At 44.9% G+C, this 20,641-nt stretch carries 18 protein-coding genes and 2 pseudogenes; 14 read left to right on the forward strand and 6 right to left on the reverse strand.

From position 1 onward, the window contains the following. Positions 1-150 precede the first annotated feature (150 nt). The 5 genes and pseudogenes from AB4307_RS19670 (at position 151) to AB4307_RS19690 (ending at position 4,586) form a co-directional block, all read left to right on the forward strand. Positions 151-540, forward strand: a pseudogene (locus tag AB4307_RS19670) (VOC family protein). A gap of 51 nt (positions 541-591) precedes the next feature. Beyond that, the gene (locus AB4307_RS19675) at positions 592-1,116 is read left to right on the forward strand and encodes a hypothetical protein (protein ID WP_372133141.1); all 525 of its coding nucleotides are present in this window, start codon (positions 592-594) and stop codon (positions 1,114-1,116) included. 169 nt (positions 1,117-1,285) lie between these two features. Then, entirely contained in the window at positions 1,286-2,725 is a 1,440-nt protein-coding gene (locus tag AB4307_RS19680; protein WP_372133119.1) for a 6-phospho-beta-glucosidase, read from the forward strand. 99 nt (positions 2,726-2,824) lie between these two features. Then, complete coding sequence (locus AB4307_RS19685; RefSeq protein ID WP_372133122.1) at positions 2,825-3,823, forward strand: LacI family DNA-binding transcriptional regulator; 999 nt, start codon at positions 2,825-2,827, stop codon at positions 3,821-3,823. A gap of 202 nt (positions 3,824-4,025) precedes the next feature. Further along, the gene (locus AB4307_RS19690; RefSeq protein WP_017064028.1) at positions 4,026-4,586 is read left to right on the forward strand and encodes a sugar O-acetyltransferase; all 561 of its coding nucleotides are present in this window, start codon (positions 4,026-4,028) and stop codon (positions 4,584-4,586) included. Positions 4,587-4,660: 74 nt separating this feature from the next. Here AB4307_RS19690 and AB4307_RS19695 read toward each other — a convergent pair whose 3' ends face one another. Then, positions 4,661-5,848: an MFS transporter gene (locus AB4307_RS19695; protein WP_017062388.1), complete on the reverse strand. Its 1,188-nt coding sequence runs from the start codon at positions 5,846-5,848 to the stop codon at positions 4,661-4,663. A gap of 281 nt (positions 5,849-6,129) precedes the next feature. On the opposite strand from AB4307_RS19695, the gene AB4307_RS19700 reads away from it, so the two are divergent. Then, a complete protein-coding gene (locus AB4307_RS19700; RefSeq protein WP_372133125.1) occupies positions 6,130-7,011 on the forward strand; it encodes a LysR substrate-binding domain-containing protein in 882 nt (293 codons plus the stop codon). A 120-nt stretch (positions 7,012-7,131) separates the two neighbouring features. On the opposite strand, the gene AB4307_RS19705 is transcribed toward AB4307_RS19700, so the two are convergent. Both AB4307_RS19705 and AB4307_RS19710 read right to left on the reverse strand, forming a co-directional pair. After that, a complete protein-coding gene (locus AB4307_RS19705) occupies positions 7,132-7,422 on the reverse strand; it encodes a putative quinol monooxygenase (protein ID WP_017062386.1) in 291 nt (96 codons plus the stop codon). Between the two features lie 207 nt (positions 7,423-7,629). Further along, entirely contained in the window at positions 7,630-8,127 is a 498-nt protein-coding gene (locus tag AB4307_RS19710; RefSeq protein WP_372133128.1) for a hypothetical protein, read from the reverse strand. Positions 8,128-8,620: 493 nt separating this feature from the next. Between AB4307_RS19710 and AB4307_RS19715 the strand changes: the two genes are divergently transcribed. Continuing rightward, entirely contained in the window at positions 8,621-10,153 is a 1,533-nt protein-coding gene (locus tag AB4307_RS19715) for a phospholipase D family protein (RefSeq protein ID WP_372133131.1), read from the forward strand. 152 nt (positions 10,154-10,305) lie between these two features. On the opposite strand, the gene nfsA is transcribed toward AB4307_RS19715, so the two are convergent. After that, the gene (gene nfsA / locus AB4307_RS19720; protein ID WP_017094836.1) at positions 10,306-11,028 is read right to left on the reverse strand and encodes an oxygen-insensitive NADPH nitroreductase; all 723 of its coding nucleotides are present in this window, start codon (positions 11,026-11,028) and stop codon (positions 10,306-10,308) included. Positions 11,029-11,307: 279 nt separating this feature from the next. On the opposite strand from nfsA, the gene AB4307_RS19725 reads away from it, so the two are divergent. The 7 genes and pseudogenes from AB4307_RS19725 to AB4307_RS19755 all read left to right on the forward strand — a co-directional run bounded on the left by AB4307_RS19725 (position 11,308) and on the right by AB4307_RS19755 (position 17,643). Next, entirely contained in the window at positions 11,308-12,552 is a 1,245-nt protein-coding gene (locus AB4307_RS19725; RefSeq protein WP_372133134.1) for an NADH:flavin oxidoreductase/NADH oxidase family protein, read from the forward strand. A gap of 244 nt (positions 12,553-12,796) precedes the next feature. Beyond that, positions 12,797-13,780, forward strand: coding sequence for an HAD family hydrolase (locus tag AB4307_RS19730; protein ID WP_372133137.1), 984 nt, complete (start codon positions 12,797-12,799; stop codon positions 13,778-13,780). 159 nt (positions 13,781-13,939) lie between these two features. Then, positions 13,940-14,633 (forward strand): annotated as a pseudogene (locus tag AB4307_RS19735) (aspartate/glutamate racemase family protein). Between the two features lie 223 nt (positions 14,634-14,856). Next, positions 14,857-14,979, forward strand: a complete 123-nt coding sequence (locus tag AB4307_RS19740; RefSeq protein WP_258182976.1) for a hypothetical protein — start codon at positions 14,857-14,859, stop codon at positions 14,977-14,979. Positions 14,980-15,175: 196 nt separating this feature from the next. Continuing rightward, complete coding sequence (locus AB4307_RS19745; protein ID WP_372133139.1) at positions 15,176-16,048, forward strand: radical SAM protein; 873 nt, start codon at positions 15,176-15,178, stop codon at positions 16,046-16,048. A gap of 267 nt (positions 16,049-16,315) precedes the next feature. Further along, positions 16,316-16,561: an HP1242/YdcH family protein gene (locus tag AB4307_RS19750; RefSeq protein WP_372111740.1), complete on the forward strand. Its 246-nt coding sequence runs from the start codon at positions 16,316-16,318 to the stop codon at positions 16,559-16,561. Positions 16,562-16,746: 185 nt separating this feature from the next. Continuing rightward, positions 16,747-17,643: a LysR family transcriptional regulator gene (locus AB4307_RS19755; RefSeq protein ID WP_372111738.1), complete on the forward strand. Its 897-nt coding sequence runs from the start codon at positions 16,747-16,749 to the stop codon at positions 17,641-17,643. Positions 17,644-17,744: 101 nt separating this feature from the next. Here AB4307_RS19755 and AB4307_RS19760 read toward each other — a convergent pair whose 3' ends face one another. Beyond that, positions 17,745-18,554: an SDR family NAD(P)-dependent oxidoreductase gene (locus AB4307_RS19760; RefSeq protein ID WP_372111736.1), complete on the reverse strand. Its 810-nt coding sequence runs from the start codon at positions 18,552-18,554 to the stop codon at positions 17,745-17,747. 293 nt (positions 18,555-18,847) lie between these two features. Then, the gene (gene glpD, locus AB4307_RS19765; protein ID WP_372111733.1) at positions 18,848-20,407 is read right to left on the reverse strand and encodes a glycerol-3-phosphate dehydrogenase; all 1,560 of its coding nucleotides are present in this window, start codon (positions 20,405-20,407) and stop codon (positions 18,848-18,850) included. Between the last annotated feature and the right edge of the window lie 234 nt (positions 20,408-20,641).

Raw genomic sequence — 20,641 nt, forward strand, 5'->3', positions numbered from 1 at the left:
CTATTACACAAACATAGATGCCAATACTGTGCAGTTATGGACATAAAATCGAGCCCGTTAATCAGGAACAATTTCGATGAATTTCGTTCTGTTTATTGTTCCTTATTTGATGAGTAATCTAGCGTTAGACATCAAACTTAGGCAAACAAAATGAAGATTGAACACATCGCAATTTGGACCAAACAACTCGAAGTACTGAAGCGATTTTATGAAGATTATTTCGGCGCGACATTGAACTAAAAATATCACAACCCAACTAAAGGGTTTTCTTCATACTTCCTCTCGTTTGATACGGGAAGTCGTTTAGAGATTATGGAAATGGACTCTGTCCCTGAATCGAAAGACGACATCTATGACCAGTTCACAGGCTTCATTCACATGGCGATATCATTAGGTTCGGAACAGGCGGTCGATCAACTGACTCAACACTTGGTCGAAGACGGCTATGAGCGCTTAGATGGCCCAAGAAGAACAGGCGATGGCTATAATGAGAGCTGTGTACTCGATCCGGATGGTAATCGTTTGGAACTTACCGTTTAATGTAGAGACTTAATTGAGTTACTCATCTACTAACGGAACTGAGGTATGACAATGATGAAGCTTGCTGTGACTTTCCTTTTTAGTCTTGGGCTGATGGGATGTGCTACCTCAGAACCGGTATATGAACCAGAGGCTGACTCGAAGCCTGAACCATCCCAACCCATAGGTTACCTTGGCTTCAAAGCCCATCAAGAGTGGGCCATTCAATTCAATGATTGCACGGTCTACGATTTAATCGGTGCACAGCCCTACCAGTGGTTTGATCGCACTTCAGCCTCTGTGAGCTGTTATACGTTTAAGCCAAACGATGCTATTGAACCTTTATCAGTCTATGCCGACGCAGATTTTGCCAGCAATAAGCTAACGCCGATTAACCGCTTTCAAGAGCTACAGGTATCAGAGTCAGGCTGGGGCAAGTTTCCTGCCGTCTATGAGACCAACGGCACCAACTGGTTGAAAGTCAAAGAGGGTTGGATTCACCTCACTTTAGCCGATCAGACACTCGTCCAGTTCTACCCTGGCACTCAAGACCAATCCGGCAAATCTCAGCATGATCAGTATTTTGAGCAGCATTGATCGTAATGCTGACTGTTGATTAGTCTGTAGTTCGATCAAAAAAGATCTTTTAACTATTGCTGAAACCGGTTTCAACCTGTATCTTTTCTTTTATTGAAATCGGTTTCAGAGTTGCAATGAGCTCTCTAATCCTGATCTTTTTCACGAATAACTTGTAGCGAGTAATGGTATGAACAACGAATTTCCGAACGATTTTTTATGGGGTGGTGCGGTTGCTGCACATCAACTAGAAGGCGGCTGGGATGCGAATGGTAAAGGTGTCAGTGTTGTTGATGTATTAACAGCGGGCGCTCATGGTGTACAACGTCGAATCACCGATGGCGTGATTGATGGCGAAAACTATCCTAACCAAGTCGCAGTGGATTTCTACCATCGCTACAAAGAAGACATTAAGTTATTCGCTGAGATGGGCTTTAAGTGTTTCCGTACCAGTATCGCGTGGACGCGTATCTTCCCAAATGGCGATGAAGCTGAACCGTGTGAAGCGGGTTTAGCGTTTTACGATGATCTGTTTGACGAGCTGTTGAAATACGACATTCAGCCTGTGGTAACACTGAGCCACTTTGAAATGCCTTACCATCTAGCTAAGGAATATGGCGGCTGGATGAACCGCAAAGTGATCGACTTCTTCGTTAAGTATTCAACTGCAGTGATGGAACGATACCAACACAAAGTGAAATACTGGATGACGTTTAACGAGATCAACAACCAGATGAACACCTCGGCAGACATCTTCGGTTGGTTATGCTCAGGCGTGAAGTTTCCGCAATGTGAAAAGCCGCAAGAAGCCATGTATCAAGCGGTTCACCACCAGTTTGTTGCAAGTGCGTTGGTGGTTAAGAAAGGTCACGAGATCAATCCAGATCTTCAAATTGGCGCAATGTGTGCGATGGTGCCTTTCTATCCTCGTTCTTCAAAGCCAGAAGACATCATGGTGGCACAGCAAGCGATGCGTGACCGTTATTTCTTCTCGGATGTAATGGTGCGTGGTCATTACCCAAATTACGCTAAGCATGACTGGGCAATCAAAGGCTTCAATATTGAGATGCAGCCCGAAGATGAGCAGATCCTAAAAGAAGGCAAGGCTGATTACTTAGGCTTTAGCTACTACATGTCTAATACCTTGGATTCTTCTTCTCACCAATCGACTGAAGAAGCGATGGACGGCGGTCATGAAAACTCGGTCGATAACCCGTTTATCCAGTCTAGCGATTGGGGCTGGCCAATTGACCCAACCGGTTTGCGTTTCTGTTTAGCGTCTCTGTATGAACGTTATGAAGTGCCATTGTTCATCGTTGAGAACGGTTTTGGCGCTGTTGATACCATTGAAGAAGATGGCAGCATTAATGACGACTACCGTATCGCTTACCTTGGCGACCACATCAAAGAGATGAAAAAAGCCGTTGCGATTGATGGTGTTGATTTGATGGGTTACACCCCTTGGGGCTGTATCGACTTAGTTTCGTTCACCACGGGCGAGATGAAAAAACGCTACGGATTCATTTACGTAGATAAGCACAACGATCAATCTGGCTCACTAGAACGCAAGCGCAAGAAGTCTTTCGAGTGGTATAAAGGTGTGATTGCATCTAACGGTGCCACTATTTAGAATGCATTCCCCAGCGCAGTTATGTGAACTGTGAGCTGTCATTTTGCAATGAATTAGTTGGCCTATGTCGGCTAATTTTTTATAAAGGAAAAGAAGCGAATGGTAACCATGCTTGATGTCGCAAACCGCGCAGGCGTATCTAAATCGACCGTTTCTCGTGTCTTAAATGGCAAGAACATCGTGCGCCCAGATGTGGTGAAAAAGGTATTTGATGCGATTCAAGAAACAGGTTATCGACCGAACTTGTTGGCTCAGCAATTGGCGACCAAGAAGACCAATTTCATCGGCTTTGTAATTACCAATGAGTTGTTCGATGGCCCTTACTTCTCTTCCTTGATGTATCACGCGGCTTCTTATAGCGAAAAGTCGAATCACCAATTGGTGATCACCGATGGCAAACACAGCGCTGAAGACGAAAGAAAGGCGATCAATTTCCTGCTGGATATGAAGTGCGCGGGCATCATCATCTATCCGCAATGTTTAACCGAAAGCGAGATAGCTCAGATCATCGAAAGCACTGACACTCCGATTCTGGTACTCAACCGTGAAATGCCGTCGAAGCCCAATCATGCTATTACCACCGACCATTATCAGAGCGCTTGTTTGATGGTTGAACACATCATCGAGCAGGGTCATACCGATATTGCAGTGATTCGTGGTAAAGCCGGTTCTTCGACCGATGAGCTGCGTTACCAAGCCTATCAAGATGTGTTAACTAAACATGGTGTTGCGTTGGATGAGTCCAACGTTGTTCAAGGTGATTGGACGATGGAGAGCGGTTATCACGCGGCTCAGGCTTTGGCAAAAAGCAGAACCACATTCACTGCTATCTTGTCTGAAAACGATGATATGGCGATTGGTGCGATTAAGGCGTTAACCGAACTTGGGTACTCATTGCCTCAAGATGTTTCGATCGTCGGCTTTGATAACAGCAAAGTGGGGGCGTTTTTAACGCCAAGCTTAACGTCTGTGAGTGTGCCATTAGAGCAAATGACGCAAAAGGCGATCCTGCAAATTGTCGGTGAAACAGAGCAAGCGACCACCATCAATACCACTGGTAGTTTGGTGTTACGTGATTCGATAGCGAAGCTAAATTAGCACTGTTCGAATTTCATATTTTACCTTCAAAAAGTGACGAGCTGCGCATCTCTTAAACCAAGCTCAAACACTCCTTATTCACTGTTATTTAGATGTGCGATATTGCGTTTTTGGTCGATGAATTGACCACCATTAGTTAAGTAATGTGAAGCTAGATAAGTAATGTGAAAATAGCTAATTGATGTGAGAACAGGTAAGTAACGTGAAAACAGAAAAACAAAAAATGCTAGCAGGTGAACCTTATCAGGCTTGGGATAAAGAGCTTTATGCAGCTCGTATCGAATGTCGTAAGGTGCTTCAAAAACTCAATAACAGTATTCCTGGCACATCTGAATGGGAAGCAGCAACGCAAGAGCTCATTCCGGACTGTGAAAATGCACATTTAGAACCTCCATTTCGTTGTGACTACGGCTCGAACATCAAGCTAGGCAAGAACTTCTACGCTAACTTTAACTGCGTGATTTTGGATGTGGCTGAAGTGACTATTGGCGATAATGTGCTGCTTGGTCCGAACGTTCAAATCCTGACTGCAGGTCACCCACTCGATGTGAAAGGCCGTGTAGAAGAAGGCGTTGAGTTTGGCACACCGATTAATGTTGGCAACAATGTTTGGCTTGGCGGTGGTGTAATTATCTGCCCCGGTGTCACCATTGGCGAAAACAGCGTGATTGGCGCGGGCAGTGTCGTAACCAAAGACATCCCAGCCAATGTGGTTGCAGTCGGTAATCCATGTAAAGTGCTGAAAGCGATCGATAACGAGTAATAATCAGATTGAATTGATAAAGCCCGAACCTAGGTTCGGGCTTTGTTTTTTCTATTCTTGCTAGATGCTAGATGCTAGATGCTAGATGGAACAGCTTGTTGTGCTTGCTTCTTATCTAACGCACCACTGAATCGAGTCAGAACAAGAGCGATCAAAACGATCACAGCACCTACCCAAGGGGTGTTCATTAATCCAGATTTCGCGACAATCAAACCACCGCCCCATGAGCCTAATGCAATACCGACGTTGAAGGCTGCAATGTTCAATCCAGAAGCGACATCGACGGCGTCTGGTGTGTATTTCTCAGCCAGTTTCACAACATACACTTGTAGTCCTGGAACGTTACCGAATGCGAATGCACCCCAAACCAAAATGGTAGCAACAGCTGCGTAAGGGTTTACTGCGGTAAAGTTGAATACCACCAGTACTGCGGCTAAACCAGAGAAGATAACGGTCAGTGCTTTAATTGGGCCCATCTTGTCGGCCATTTTTCCGCCCCAGATGTTACCGACCGCCACTGACACACCGTAAACCAACATGATTAAGCTGATTGAGCTCGAATCAAATCCTGATACATTTTCCAGTATTGGAGCAAGGAAGGTAAACGCTGTGAATGTGCCGCCATAACCTAGTGCTGTGATAGCGTAAACCAACAGTAAGCGTGGTTGAGTTAGAACCTTTAGTTGTGCTGAAATCTTCGCCGCTGGTGGTTGCTTAAGGTTGCTTGGAACCAAGATAGCGCTGCCGATAAGAGCAATAAGACCAAGCAGAGCAACGATCAAGAAGGTCGCTTGCCAGCCAAAGGTTTGGCCGATATAAGTGCCCAGTGGTACGCCGGTTACCAATGCAACCGTTAAACCTGTAAACATGATCGCAATGGCACTGGCTGCTTTATCTTTTGAAACCAAACCTGTCGCGATGGTCGATCCAATCGAGAAGAACACACCATGGGCAAGGCCAGTCAAAATTCGTGCGGCGATCAGCGTGTTATAGCCTGGAGCTTGCCACGCCAATAAGTTACCAATGACAAACAATGCCATCACGGTCAGCAACACCGCTTTACGATTCCATTTGCCGGTTAATGCCGTTAAGACTGGTGCGCCAATAGCAACGCCAAGCGCGTATAAACTGACTAATAGGCCTGCTGATGGCAGAGATACATTCAAGTCGCTCGCCATGGTAGGAATCAAGCCTACGATGACAAATTCTGTGGTTCCGATGGCAAAGGCGCTGAGCGTCAATGCAAGTAATGCTAGTGGCATAATCATCTCTCTTACTGTTCTTTGTTAAGTACCGAGCGCGATAAAATGGGGCAGCTTGTGACTGCAATAGGAGCGCTTCGTTTGATGGCGAGGATTATCTAGCAAAATATATTTGTGAAAAATGCCATCATTAACAAATAACCTTTGTGATATTTGCAATAATTGGAGGGTTAGCCGATCATTGGGTTAAGCTGATGAGATCGAAAAGACTCAGATGATTTGAGCTGTGATGAGCACAAGCGAGATGACATTAAACAAAATGAAGATAGCGAAGGAGCCTCATGTTAACCCGTTCAGATGATTTAGAAATAGTACTCACCGTTGTCGATGCTGGTGGTTTTTCTGCGGCGGCAGAGGCGCTGGATGTGCAGGTCGCCAAGGTGTCTCGTTCGGTGAGTAAGGTGGAGTCGCAACTCGGCGTCTCAATATTCAACCGAACAACGAGACGCGTGGAATTGACGGAGGAAGGACGGCAGTTTGTCGATTCAGTCAGGGTGGGATTACAGATGATTCAGAGCGCGGAAGAAGAAATCGTGTCGCGCGGAGAGTTGCCAAAAGGTCGTTTAAGAGTCGATGCCGCCAGTCCATTCGTATTCCATCAGCTAGTGCCGTTGGTGCAGTCATTCAAAGAGGCTTACCCAGACATTGAGTTGGAACTCACTTCCAACGAAGGCTTCGTTGATCTTCTAGAAAAGAGAACCGATGTTGCGATTCGAATCGGTAAGTTGTCTGATTCAACACTGCACGCTCGCCCGTTAGGAAAAAGTTTGCTCCATATTGTGGCGTCACCTGATTATCTCGCTAGGCGTGGGCTGCCCACCAAACCTGAAGATTTGAGCTCGCATCAAATTGTGGGGTTTGCGGGTAACAAAGTGCTTAACCATTGGCCTTTACCAAACCAAAGTGATGTCGCGCCGACCGTGACAGCCAGTAATGGTGAAACCGTGCGTCAACTGGCACTAGCTGGAAATGGGATAGCTTGTTTATCGGGGTTTATGGTGCAGGAAGATATGGCAGCAGGTCGCCTAATCCCTATTCTGGAACAAGACAAACTTGCCAACACAGACCGAGAGCGAGTGAATGCGGTTTACTACAAGTCGTCATCGGTCTCTAAACGTATCTCGGCGTTTATTGATTTTATTCAACCCCGTTTGAAGCTCTAACTAAGGCGGCTGACGATATCCGCATAAATGAAAAAGCCCCGCTGACGTGTAGCGGGGCTTTCAAATTGAACTCGATAGCTTGTCAGTGTGCTTTCTAGTAACAGACTACTGAAACTGTACTTAAGCGATCTTAGTCATCTCGTTAAGTGTAAATGACGTAACACTACCTTCGGTTGCTGCCATGTATTCAGCGAGGTGAGTATTACCCATGTGTGTTTGCCAAAGTTCACGAGACGTCCAGTTTTCGTAGAAAGTGAAATGTGCTGGGTTTTCATTGTCTTGGTGAAGGTCGTAGTTGATGCAGCCTTCTTCAGCGCGAGTAATATCAATCAGCTTTAGCAGCTCTGCTTTAACCAATTCAATTTTGTCTTCGTTAGCGACGATGTTTGCGACGATAGTTAGTTGAGTCATGTTGGTACCTATATTATTTTTCACCGAAATGGTGATTTGTCTGTGTTTACAGTGCCACTCTTTGTTCATTGAGCTGCAGTCTGTGTCGATGGATAAATAATAGTGGGAATATTTGAAACGATAAACAGTGCTACATTTGAATTATTGTCAAAAAATAATTGATAATAGCTTGGGTATTATGTGCTACTAGGCGTAGGTGAGGAGTATTTAGAAGCCGCCCGCCCACGCATCAAAATCGTCAATATTGTCGAGCTCTTCCTTGGTTCTTGGCGCAGGGTAATAAGGCAGAGCCAATCTTTGAGCGGAAGGTTGCAGTTCCCAATCGGGTGTAATCTTGAGTCGGGTTAACTCATCGTTGAGGCGCACAAACATATAGTAGCCATCGGCATGGGTATTGGCGTAACTCGCGATAGTTGCGATATCACCAGAAGGTAACTTTACGTCTCGACCCAGTGGATAGAGTTGGTGCAATGCGAAACTCACTTTGGGATCTTCAAGTTTGCCTTGCTTAAAGCGTTCTAATCCGATGGCGGTTGAAGTGGTGCGCGGCTTCCACCCTGTGAGGAACAATCCACTCAAGTTATCTTGGAACGGCTTACCCTTTCGATTGCCTTCATTGGTAATGAATTGAACCGTCAATGTATCTCCCGATTCTTGCAGAATATCTAAAAACTGTTCACCAGTGCGATCGACCAAAAGCTTCATAATATCCAGTTACCATCAAGAATGAGAGACAATAAAGGGTACTACTATAGGGAAGGCTTGTGTAGGGACGATAAACGTTATGTAGTGTGAACAATGTTTTCGGTGTTGATCCTTACATGTCCCTTAGATGAACAACAGCTTTAGCGCTTACGTAAGTAATGCGTTTGCACGATCTCATATAAGTAAGTCGACACGCCTGTTAGTGTGAAATCAAGCGGTGAAACTAGATCTCCAAACAATGGTGAAGTATCACCCAGACCGAACAGACTCACCATCGAAATGGTAGAAAACCCGCTAAGTTTATATTGCCTGACACTCACTCAACTTAGGTGATTTGTAGGTCAATTTACTGATCTTCAAATTTATACTGGATAATTACCTATAAATTTCAGGATTTAGCAGTAATAATCAATGAATAGATCGGAATAGCTTGTTCATTGAAAAGCTGTACGGAAAGTTTCTAAAGACGCATCGTGAAAAGGAAGTCAGATACATGCCTGTGCTCCAACGCATCAGTTTAACGTTAATCTTAATCGCCGTTTTAGGTGGGTGTTCTTCACTTCCTGAAGGCATCGATCATCCAACAGAACCGCCAACCTCTCCTGCACCTAGCTCTTTATCGGTTCTAACCAATGAATTTCAGCCTGAAGCTTTAGAGCAAGGCAACACTGCGGTTCGTCTGCAAGAGTCCGGTTGGGATGCTTTGGCACAGCGATTAGCGCTGGTAGAAAGTGCCGAGCACACCATCGACATTCAATACTACATCTGGAACTCTGACGAATCGGGAAGCTATCTCGCTAGCCGTTTATTAGCCGCGGCTGAGCGTGGTGTGAAGGTGCGCGTAATGCTGGATGATATCAACCTCAACGAACGTGAAGGGTTGCTGTCGGCACTGGATGCGCACCCGAACGTCGAGATTCGTATCTTCAATCCAACACCAACACGCCGTGGCATCAGTAAATGGCTGAGCTTTGTCGGTGACTTTTCTCGCTTAAATCGCCGTATGCACAATAAGTCGTTTACCGTAGATGGTACTTTGTCTGTGGTGGGTGGACGTAATATTGGTGATGAATACTTCGACCTTTCTGATGAAATCAATTTCCGAGACCGCGATGTGTTGGTGATGGGCTCGGTAGTTAACACCATCCAAACCAGTTTTGTTGAATACTGGAACAGCCGTTGGTCTTACCCTGTCGATATGCTGGGTGATGACGAGCAACCTGATCTCTCGAAGATAGATAATATTGTCGTTCCGCATTATCAAAATTACCCGGAATTGCCACTAGATCGTAAGGCTGCTGATAGTTTACTGAAAGAGGTGGTTGGTGAGATGACTTGGGTGAATGCTCGTTTTGTTTACGATCAGCCCGTTCCTGATGATTCAGACAATACCGATGAACCGAAAGCGACCGCGATTCTTCTAGGGAAATTAGCGAGCGAATCGAAACAAGAGATCTTGCTGGAATCCGCTTACCTTGTATTCGATGATGGTCAGCTTGAAGAGTGGCAGGTATTGAACAACAAGGGCGTTGAGATAAAAGCGCTAACTAACTCTATGGCGTCTAATGATCTGGTGACTAATCACTCCGCTTATGCAGGCAGACGTTACGACATGTTGGAGCATGGCATCGACCTGTTTGAGCTAAAACCAGAATCTAAGCTGTGTGAAGCATCGACTCAAGACGTGTCTAAATGTGCGCCTGAGACGGCCTATGGCTTGCACGCTAAATCAGTCGTATTCGACCGCAGCATCGCGAGCATCGGCTCATTTAACTTCAACTTGCGTTCTACCTACTTGAACACGGAATCGGTTTTGATCATCGAGAATAAAGAGATTGCTGAAACATTAGCAGAAACCATTGAGCAAGCAATGAGCGAAGAAAACAGCTGGCGATTAGAGCTTGAAGACGGTGATGTGTATTGGTATTCAGGCGACCAACGTTGGGACAGCGAACCTGACACTGGTCAATGGGAACGAATGCAGTCAGGCTTTTTGCAATTGCTACCGATTGAGAAATATCTGTAAGCTAGCCGCCTCCGGATAAATAAAAATGTCAGCGTATATTACGCTGACATTTTTGTTTGTACTGCTGTTTGTTGCTAGCTCTAATCGCTTAACGGCTTAACGGCTTAACGGCTTAACGGCTTAACGGCTTAACGGCTTAACGGCTTAAAGGCTTAACGCTTGGTCAGCTGCTTGCTGTTTAAGTAAGGCAGGATATGTGGGCGAGATTCACCAGAGAGTTTCTGTGTGATCTGCTGTGACCAACTGCTCTGCTTTTGGTTGCTTGAACGGCTTGCGTAGTAGCTTTGCATCGAATCATCGTAGCTGGCAATTTCATCTAGGCTCAGCGGTTGGTATTGGTTTTCGTGCATCACCACATGAGCAGGGAGGCGAGGCTTAACCTCTGGTTGTTGTGCCGGGTGACCTAAGCACATTCCGAACAATACGGCGGTGTGTTGTGGCAGTTCTAGCAGTTCATCCACTTGTTGTGCGCTGTTACGTAACCCGCCAATGTATACGCCACCTAAACCTAGAGACTCAGCAGCCAACATGCAGTTTTGCGCCATGATGCCAGAATCGACAGCGCCAATCAGGGTCAGTTCAGTAAAGTCGGTTTTCACTTCAGGGTTGATTTGAGCGTGGCGTTGATAGTCGATACAGAACACCAAAAACTCAGCCGCGTTCTCAACGTAAGCTTGGTTGCCTGCGTATTCGGCTAACAGTTTGCGCTTCTCTTTGTTTGTCACTCTCACGATAGAAACAGCCTGCAGTAAGCTCGATGATGAAGCCGCGAGACCAGCCTGAATAATCACATCAAGTTGTGCTTTTTCAATCGGTTGATTTGTATATTGACGAATGGAGCGGTGCCCCAGAATAGTTTCAATCGTGCTGTTCATAACTCTCAGACAGTCCTTGTGATGATGGCGTAGAGAATCACAATAACGACAATTACCATGAGCGTAAAGAGTGTTTGAGCCTTTCTGGTTGACATATTTCAGCAGCGCCAGCCCAGTTTTTGAGATTCTATTTATAATCGATTAATGCCAGCTGCTATGCCGCTGGCATTTTATTATTGAGTGAAACTTGCTTCGAAATAGGCACTAAATGCTCAGAACTGTCGGATAAAATAGGGCATACTGGACTGAATGTATAAACCCAAGAAAGTAACCACGCGCATGAATCTAATCTGCCTCAACGACCCTTTTTCTCTTCCTAATGGTCAAGTGATCAAAAATCGCCTGTTCAAATCGGCAATGAGTGAACAGCTAGGTGATAAACACCATAACCCTAAGCAAGGTTTAGTCACGCTCTATCAGCGTTGGGCTCAAGGAGGAATTGGTCTATCCATAACGGGTAACGTGATGGTCGATAGAGGCGCGCTTGGTGAACCTAAAAACGTTGTGTTGGATGAACAAAGTGACTTAAGCGTATTTCGTGAGTGGGCGAAGGCTGGAACACAAAATGGTTCGCAGATATGGATGCAATTGAACCACCCAGGAAAGCAAATCCCTAAATTCTTATGTGATAGCCCGGTTGCGCCTTCGGCTATCTCTTTAGAGCGTGGATTAGAAAAAGGTTTCAATACGCCACGAGCTCTGACTGAGACGGAAATAATCGCAATCATTGATAAATTTTCGCTGAGTGCAAAGCTTGCAAAACAAGCAGGCTTTACTGGCGTGCAGATTCACGGTGCTCATGGTTATCTCGTGAGTCAGTTTTTGTCTTCGAGACACAATCAACGCCAAGACAAATGGGGTGGCTCACTCGAAAACAGACTTCGTTTCGTGCTTGAGGTTTATCGCGCGATTCGAAAAGAGGTCGGTGAAGATTTCCCTGTCGGAATTAAGCTCAATAGTGCTGATTTCATGAAAGGTGGCTTCACTGAAGAAGAGTCAATGCAGGTTGTACAAACTCTGAGTGATAACGGTATCGACCTGATTGAGATCTCTGGCGGCACCTATGAAAGTCCATCAATGATGGGTTCAAAGAGCAAAGCTGAATCAATCAAGTCCAGCACAGTAAAACGTGAAGTGTATTTTATGGATTACATGGTTAAGGCGAGAAAACTCGTGAGTACACCGCTGGTGGTCACGGGTGGTTTTCGAACCGCGCAAGCAATGAATGAAGCATTAAACACCTCGGCGACCGATTTTATTGGTATTGCGCGAACAATGGCGGTTGATCCTGATTTCCCTAACAAGTTAATTGAAAACCCTAGTCACGGCATGCCGCTAACGGTGCCAACCACAGGAAAACCGGCATTGGACAAGATGGCGATGGTCGGGCTGGTTTGGTATGAACATCAGATGTGGCGCATCGCTTCTGGCAAGAATGCCGACCCTAAACTAAGCGCACTCGGTGTGGTGTTAAAAACAGTTTTCAGCGCCGGCTGGCACGCGTTCAAAAAGCGCAGAGCGTAAGCAGTCATGGATCGTTAAAGCAGAACTTTGAGGAATTGAAGTTCTGCTTTTTTTGTTTGTCTCTTCTAAAATCTTAATTCTCGAGAAATACGTCGTATAGCACTCTCGGTCAGTCCTTGTTGTGGCACTAATCTAATACCAACATGAGCATTGGTTATAGTGTCCATAAGTGGAAAATCAGAGTAGACCAACTAGGATGAATTGAATTAAACCCTACAATTAATTCAACAACATGGTAGTTGCTATGAAGAAAATAACTCTTTTATCCGTCGCGATCTTATCCAGCCTCTCTTTCTCATCTTTTGCTAAAGATTGTGATCCTAATTTACTGCCTTCTTGGAAGGACAGCGAGAGCAAATCCGCTATCGTCGACTTTGTTGGGCAAGCCACCAAAGCTGAATCCGATACGTTCGTTGCGGTAGCCGATCGCATCGCCGTGTTCGATAATGACGGTACGCTTTGGTCAGAAAAACCTTACTACTTCCAACTAGCCTTTGCACTAGACCGTGTAAAAGAGATGGCGCCTGAACACCCTGAATGGAAAACAGAAGCACCGTTTAAGTTTGTACTCGAAGATAATATTGAGAGCGTTCTGGGCAGCGGTGAAGAAGGGTTATTGAAAATCATCATGGCGACACATTCTGGTATGACTGTTGAGCAATACCAGCAAGACGTTGAGCAATGGTTGACGGTAGCAAAAGATAAACGTTTCAACAAAGCCTACACAGACCTTACTTACCAGCCAATGAAAGAGATGCTGATTTACCTGCAAGAGCATGACTTTAAAACTTACATTGTGTCGGGCGGAGGCGTTGACTTTATGCGAGCGTGGGCTCCAGAAGCTTATAACATCCCGCCAGAGCAGATCATTGGTAGTGCGCTTAAATATAACTACAGCTATAACGATGGTAAGCCGACGGTTACCAAGGATTCGTCCATTTTGACCATCGATGACAAAGCCGGAAAGGTCACTAACATTCAGCATATTATCGGCAAAAAACCTATTCTAGCGGTCGGTAACTCAGACGGTGATCAAGCCATGATGCAATGGGCAACGAGCCAACCCAACTCAATGGCGATGATTGTTCATCACACTGATGCTGAGCGCGAGTGGCAGTACGATCGTAAGTCCCATGTTGGCAAGCTTGATAAAGCACTAGATGAGGCAAATTCCAGAGAGGATTGGACACTGATCGACATGAAATCCGATTGGTGTGAGGTGTATTAACCCACACAAACATTCGGACAAAACAGCAAAGGCTCGGATGGTTCATTCGAGCCTTTTGCTAAATAGCGAAGACTTCGTCTCATTTTCAGCAAGATCGTACTATAAATTTTTAACGCATGACGCTTTAATCGGGATAGTCAGAAATTAAAGGAATAAAAAATGAAAACGATCGGTTTGCTTGGTGGTATGAGTTGGGAATCGACCATGAGCTATTACAAATCCATTAACGAAGGTGTTAAAGCGACGCTGGGAGGGTTGAACTCTGCAAAGATTTGTATGTATAGCGTGAACTTCGATGAGATTGAAAAGTTACAACACCAAGGCCGTTGGGCTGAGACTGCCGATATTTTAGCTGACGCGGCATTATCTGTTGAGAAAGGTGGCGCAGACTTCATCTTAATTTGTACCAATACCATGCATAAAGTCGTGCCTGAAATCGAACAGAAGATCACGGCTCCTATCTTACATATCGCTGATACTACCGCGCAAAAGCTGCTAGAACAGGGCGTAAAGAAAGTCGGGTTACTCGGCACCGCTTTCACGATGGAACAAGATTTCGAAAGGGCGCCTGACTAACAAGTTCGGTATCGATGTTGTGATCCCTGATGAGAGTGACCGAAAACAAGTGCACAACATCATTTACCAAGAGCTGTGCCGAGGCGAAGTAAAAGAACAGTCTCGCGCTATCTATAATCAGATCATTGAGAGGCTAAGCCAGCAAGGAGCAGAGGCCGTCATTCTAGGCTGTACTGAAATCGCCTTACTGATTCAGCAACAAGATAGTGATGTTCCTTTGTTTGATACCACAGCCATTCATGCAGAAGCCGCGGTGAGCTTGGCGACGAGCGATTAGCATCTAGCTCTTATTCTTAGTTCTATAGCTGTCCTATTTTCGTTCTTGTACGATTTTCATTCGTTGAAGTGAAAGTTTTTTGTACAAAAGCAGGTCGTTAATTAAAGAAGCGATGCTTTGTTCATTAACCAAGGCCTTATCGGTAGGTAAGGTTTTAGTTAATGATTGAGGTATCCGCGCTTTTAAACACTATGCTTTAGTCATGACCGAAAGAGGATTTATTATGAAATGGCTTATCTTATCTGTAACGCTGTTATTCGTGGCAGGATGCCAATCGACGGGCTCTCAAGAAGCACAAGTCGGTGACGACATGAATCGAGTTCATACTCAGGGGTGCAGTAGCTAACTGGTCCTTTCAAATATGTTTTAGCTGCTCTTGCTAGAACCACTTCTTATAAAGCCTTGTGTTCTCACAAGGCTTTTTATTTTCTACAAAATCTAAAAACTGATTCGACTATATTGTGGATTATCAACGAATGCTGACGTTGATACGCTTTGGTGTATTCACGCACGCTCTGTGCTTGTAGACCGGAGATACCAATATGAAATATGAGGGAAAAGTATATCGTCCATGGATAGAGGCGAAGAGCATTCTTATTCAAACCACATTAGGTTGCAGCATCAACACGTGCACGTTCTGTAATATGTTCAGCGATAAGCGATTTAAGGTTCGCGACATTGAAGACGTGTATAAAGATATTGAAGAAGAGCGCCTAATATACCCTTACGTTGAATCGATTTTCCTTATTGATGGCAACGTGATGGCGGCTCGTACGGATTATCTGCTTAAGGTCTTGGATAAGCTTCGTCACACCTTTCCTGAAAGTAGAAAAATATCACTCTATAGCGGTTTGAATGATTTCCGTCGGAAGAGCTTGAGTGAGCTTAAGGAGCTGAAAAGTGCAGGGTTGAGCATGGCGTATGCGGGTCTTGAGTCTGGTGATCCTGTTGTGCTCGATAATATCAAAAAGCGTATGACACCAGAGCAAGCGATTGAGGGCATGGCACTGGCAAAAGAGGCAGGTATCGAAACTCTATTGTCGTTTATTTTTGGACTCGGCGGTCGTGAGCGTTCCCGCGAGCACATTGTCGAGACAACAAGGTTGCTGAATATCATGAAACCTGAGCAGATAGCGCCAATGGCGTTAGCAATACAACCAGGAACGATTTTGGAGCAGCAAGTTAATGACGGTACGTTCATCATGCCGACTCAACTTCAGATCTTAGAAGAAGAAAAGTATCTGCTTGAGAATCTAAACATCGACACTTTCTATTGGGGCGACCATGGTAATAACATAGTGACTCAGAAAGGTTTCCTGCTTGATTCAAGAGAGCAATTTTTGGCTAAGGTGAACCATGCGATAGCATCAAACCCAATGGCTAAAGACAGTGTTATTCAGACGTTTGCTTGGTAGCGTTTAGTTAAAAACGATACTTGCAGGCTAAGTAAAAATCGAAAGAAGTATTGTTTTCGAGGCGGGATAATCGCCATAAACCTACTTCCGTTACTGAGACAATTCAAAATCAGTAAAGCCATTTTCTTGGTGGATGTTGTAAATTTGTGAATCTGAATTGTCTATATTCTATGCTGTGTACTGGATCTCATTTGTTATTTGACTCCCTTGCTAAGGTTAATAATGAATGCGTAATACCAATCACTTTACTCAACTTAAGAGGTTTCTATGCTAGGTGAAAATCATTCTCTTGTTCACGAATTTCCTGAAATGAAAGATAAAATTGCTGAGCTTGTTAAAACTGACGATGGCTTTGCAGCAGACATGAAGACGTACGACAACCTTGATAAAGAGATTCGTAAGCTTGAGCTGAAAGATTCACCCATTGATGACGGCTCGATGCACCAACTGAAACATGATCGTTCTGTACTGAAAGATGCACTGCATGCACGTTTAACTGGGCTAGTGAGCTAGTAATTTTGCTGATTAGCTAAATGGCGAATTGCAGACTTAGACAAAAAAACTCCTTTGGGAGTTTTTTTCGTTTTGGCACAATAACATCTTCACAATTCAACTGAGTTAATACGTTGTATTGTTATGTGAATGACGCATAATGAGGGTTACTGGTACACGATTTTTAAGATTTTATTGGTAATCTCATGAATATTGAACACCTCAAATTGTTTGTTCGTTTAGCTTCCACACATAACATCAGCATGGCTGGGCAAGAGCTTGGTTTGTCTCCTGCTGTTGCAAGCTCGCACATCAGTAAACTGGAAGACAATTTAGGTGTTCGCTTGGTGCATCGCACCACTCGTAAAGTGTCACTCACTGAAGAGGGGGAAGCATTCTTACCTCATGCTGAAGAAGTGTTATCGAGCGTGGATGCTGCCAAATCGGCGGTCGGTGTGGGTTGTGATTCTCCAACCGGAACGTTGCGAGTTACCGCATCTGCGTCTTTTGGACGTTTGCATCTTGTTCCTGCCTTACCTGGATTCTTAGAGCGCTACTCTGGGTTAAAAGTCGATCTCAGGCTATCAGATTCGATGGTGGATGTTGTTGAGGGTGGCTTTGATATCGCGATTCGTATCTCGGAGCTGAAAGACTCGACACTGATTGCCCGAAAACTTGCGACAGACAAGCGTATTGTGTGTGCATCGCCTGATTACTTAATCAAATATGGTAAGCCAGCCACACCTCGAGATCTTAACGATCATCAATGTATTAGCTTAATTGGTTTAGAAAACTGGACCTTCAATGCTGAAAGCGGGCCTAAGACGATTAAGGCATCTGGGTCGTTCAGGGCAGATAACGGGGAAGCACTGCGTGACGCAGCCTCAGGTGGTATGGGGATCACGGTGACATCGAATTGGTGTGCCTATGAACAACTGAAAAGCGGTCAGCTGGTTCAAATATTAGAAGATTACCCATTAACATCAGAGCCTGCAATTTGGGCTGTGTACCCAAGCACAAGGTTACTTGCACCAAAGGTGAGAGCCTTCATTGACTACTTCTCTGAATATTATGGTAATCCACCGTATTGGGAACAAAAGTAGAATCAGATAGATTTAACGAAAAAGCCCTACGTGACTAAGTTATGCGTTAGTCACGTAAGGCTTTTTCTTGGAATCAGAAAATCACTTGAGCATAGCTGTCATTAAGAAAGCGTTGCTTTGATGATCTCTTCAATTTTAGCGACAACTTGTTGTGACTTATCGCCGTAAATCGCATCTGGGTGCGGGTTAGCAAACGTGTTGTTGTCGTTATCAAAGTATTGACCGCCTGCTTGTGCGAACTCATCAGACAATGATGCGCGAACCAGAATATCAGAACCGATGCTTAGGTCGCCGCCTGCAATGCCATAAGCGTCTTTCACCATCTTGCTGCCTAGTAACGAAGCTGGGTTGACAGCAACCACCATTGGCCCCGTAGAGCCTAACTCTTTTGCCATCTCACGAGTCCACATAGTGATCGCCAGTTTACTTTGCGCGTAAGCATCGCCATCAGAAAGTGGCTTTTTCCCTTCTAGTGCTTCGATGCTCACTGCCGCTTGCGCTGCCGACGATAAGTTCACCACACGGCTCGATGAATTCAATACTGGCAACAGGCGTCTGGTCAGGTGATACGGCGATACTGTGTTCACAGCAAAACGAACATCTAAACCGTCTTTGGTGATTGGGTTTGGAGTATTGAACACACCCGCGTTGTTGATCAGTACATCAATCTTCTCGTGCTCGGCAATCACCTCGTCAGCCAGCGCATCAACATCTGCCAGAATGGACAGATCGGCCACGTAGCTTTGGATCTTCGCTTCCGTAGAGAGAGCGATAAGTTGCTGCTCAACGTCTTTAAGTTTGCTTGGGTTACGTCCATGCAATAAAACGTGGTGACCTTGCTGAACGAGTACTTTTGCTGTTTCGAAGCCGATACCGTCGGTAGAGCCTGTGATCAGAATGACTTTTTGCATGGAATAGATTCCTTATTAAAGCGCTGACATCATGAGCGTTTTGAATGAATTGTTTTGTTGAGATAAAGAATAGCAACCTTTCGTAAAATTGATAATTAACCCATTTGATAAAACACTATTTAGCTTTTGTTGAAAATAGAAGAGGGTAATAGGGCGATTTGGTCGAGTGACAACTACTGAAGTGCAAGGAATTGAACGCAAATAGTGGAGGCAAATAATAAACAAGCTTAGCACGGGGGACGCTAAGCTTGTTTATTAATCAGGTTGTTGAACTGTGCTTGTTGGCTGGTGGATTAGCCTACTTGAGAAAAGCTTACCACTTTACGTTGTAGCTTCTCTTTTAAGTAATCAGACAATGCTTGTTGCTCTGATTCACTCATGTACAAGCCAAGCTTGGTTCTGCGCCATAAGATGTCTTCGTCTGTCATTGTCATCTCTTGGTTGATCAAGTAATCAATCTCAGCTTGGTAAACACCGTGTGCTTCGCTTGAGAACTGGATGCCAAGGTCCGCCTCACATGTAGCGCCTTCAAGCAGGTCCCATGTGTAAGTACCAAATTGGGTCACGTAACGAAGTAGCAGTGCTTCTGGTGCCCAAGGGTATTTAGTGTGCATCATTGCTGCAAGCTGTTCGCGGCTGCAGCTGAAGTTACCACCCGGTAGTGTGTCGTTAGCTGTCCAAGGTGCGCCCATGTGTTTCAGGTAAGGTTCTAGCTTGTTCAGTGCCGCTTCACCGAGTTTACGATAAGTCGTTAACTTGCCACCAAAGATAGATAGCAGTGGTGCTTGATCCATTTCTGCATCCAGCTCCAGTGTGTAGTCACGAGTGATAGCTTGTGGTGAGTCAGATTCATCGTCACAAAGCGGTCGTACGCCACTGTATGTCCAGACCACATCGTCACGCTCTAGTTGCTTAACAAAATGCTGGTTAACGATATCAATTAAGTAATCAACTTCTACATCGTCGATAGCCACTTCGCGAGGATCGCCTTTGTATTCAAGGTCGGTTGTGCCGATGATCGAGAACTTATCTAGGTAAGGGATCATGAACACTATGCGGTTATCTTTGTTTTGTAGAATGTACGCTTGTGGTTCGTCATGAACACGCGGCACCACAATGTGTGATCCTTTGATTAGGCGAATATTACGTGGCGAGGTTTGCTCTAAACCATCATCAAAGAACTGTTTCACCCAAGGGCCAGCTGCGTTGACCAATGCTTTCGCTTTGCGCTCGAAACGTTGGTTTGTCATCACATCAAGAATCGTTACGTGCCAAATGTCGCCTTCGCGGTGTGCTTTTTCAACTCGGCAGTAGTTGCGTACTTCTGCGTTGTTTTCTTTCGCCGCCAACACGTTCAGCAATACCATACGCGCATCATCTACCCAGCAGTCTGAGTATTCGAAACCTGTTTTCATTTCTGGTTTAAGCAAACCTGATTGAGCCAAGTTCACCGTTTTACTTCCAGGAAGAGTCGTACGTTTACCTAAGTTATCGTAAAGGAATAGGCCACAGCGGATCATCCAAGCCGGGCGTAAAAATGGTCGGTGCGGTAAACGGAAACGCATTGGTTGTGCAACGTGAGGTGCTTTTCTCAGCAACACTTCACGCTCTGCAAGTGCTTCTGAAACTAAACGAAATTCATAATGTTCAAGGTAACGTAAACCACCGTGGATTAGCTTTGAACTTGCAGAAGACGTCGCAGAGGCGAAATCATTTGCTTCGTATAAACCAACGTTTAGACCACGACCAGCAGCGTCTGCCGCGATACCCGCACCATTGATGCCGCCGCCAATAACGATTAAGTCTAGAGTTGAAGATGTACTATTGTTTGAATTAGTTTGTTGAGCACTCATGGTTTTGACCTCTTTCTGAGCGAACGAGCATTTTAGAACATAATTGAATCCTATATTAACTTTCGTTTGCGGTCATTTATTATTTTCGTTTATGCGCGTTTTATGTGATTTGCGCATAAAAAAACCTTCACTTATGACAGCGAAGGCTAAAAATAACTCTCATTCGAGCATAGAAGTGATATTAATCATGTTCAAGTGCGACTTTCCAAGTAACAAAAAAGGTTCATCGCGGCT

The sequence above is a fragment of the Vibrio sp. 10N.261.52.C2 genome, assembly GCF_041471425.1.
In the GTDB taxonomy this organism is placed as follows: Bacteria; Pseudomonadota; Gammaproteobacteria; order Enterobacterales; family Vibrionaceae; genus Vibrio; species Vibrio crassostreae_C.

Excerpts from the sequence above, each read along its gene's own strand:
- AB4307_RS19710 (WP_372133128.1), bottom strand. The coding sequence starts at position 8,127 with ATGAAGCTTTTGGTCGATCGCACTGGTGAACAGTTTTTAGATATTCTG.
- AB4307_RS19685 (WP_372133122.1), top strand. The coding sequence starts at position 2,825 with ATGGTAACCATGCTTGATGTCGCAAACCGCGCAGGCGTATCTAAATCG.
- AB4307_RS19755 (WP_372111738.1), top strand. The coding sequence starts at position 16,747 with ATGAATATTGAACACCTCAAATTGTTTGTTCGTTTAGCTTCCACACAT.
- AB4307_RS19750 (WP_372111740.1), top strand. The coding sequence starts at position 16,316 with ATGCTAGGTGAAAATCATTCTCTTGTTCACGAATTTCCTGAAATGAAA.
- glpD (WP_372111733.1), bottom strand. The coding sequence starts at position 20,407 with ATGAGTGCTCAACAAACTAATTCAAACAATAGTACATCTTCAACTCTA.
- AB4307_RS19680 (WP_372133119.1), top strand. The coding sequence starts at position 1,286 with ATGAACAACGAATTTCCGAACGATTTTTTATGGGGTGGTGCGGTTGCT.
- AB4307_RS19730 (WP_372133137.1), top strand. The coding sequence starts at position 12,797 with ATGAAGAAAATAACTCTTTTATCCGTCGCGATCTTATCCAGCCTCTCT.
- AB4307_RS19760 (WP_372111736.1), bottom strand. The coding sequence starts at position 18,554 with ATGCAAAAAGTCATTCTGATCACAGGCTCTACCGACGGTATCGGCTTC.
- AB4307_RS19725 (WP_372133134.1), top strand. The coding sequence starts at position 11,308 with ATGAATCTAATCTGCCTCAACGACCCTTTTTCTCTTCCTAATGGTCAA.
- AB4307_RS19705 (WP_017062386.1), bottom strand. The coding sequence starts at position 7,422 with ATGACTCAACTAACTATCGTCGCAAACATCGTCGCTAACGAAGACAAA.
- AB4307_RS19715 (WP_372133131.1), top strand. The coding sequence starts at position 8,621 with ATGCCTGTGCTCCAACGCATCAGTTTAACGTTAATCTTAATCGCCGTT.
- AB4307_RS19675 (WP_372133141.1), top strand. The coding sequence starts at position 592 with ATGATGAAGCTTGCTGTGACTTTCCTTTTTAGTCTTGGGCTGATGGGA.
- nfsA (WP_017094836.1), bottom strand. The coding sequence starts at position 11,028 with ATGAACAGCACGATTGAAACTATTCTGGGGCACCGCTCCATTCGTCAA.
- AB4307_RS19695 (WP_017062388.1), bottom strand. The coding sequence starts at position 5,848 with ATGCCACTAGCATTACTTGCATTGACGCTCAGCGCCTTTGCCATCGGA.
- AB4307_RS19745 (WP_372133139.1), top strand. The coding sequence starts at position 15,176 with ATGAAATATGAGGGAAAAGTATATCGTCCATGGATAGAGGCGAAGAGC.
- AB4307_RS19740 (WP_258182976.1), top strand. The coding sequence starts at position 14,857 with ATGAAATGGCTTATCTTATCTGTAACGCTGTTATTCGTGGCAGGATGC.
- AB4307_RS19700 (WP_372133125.1), top strand. The coding sequence starts at position 6,130 with ATGTTAACCCGTTCAGATGATTTAGAAATAGTACTCACCGTTGTCGAT.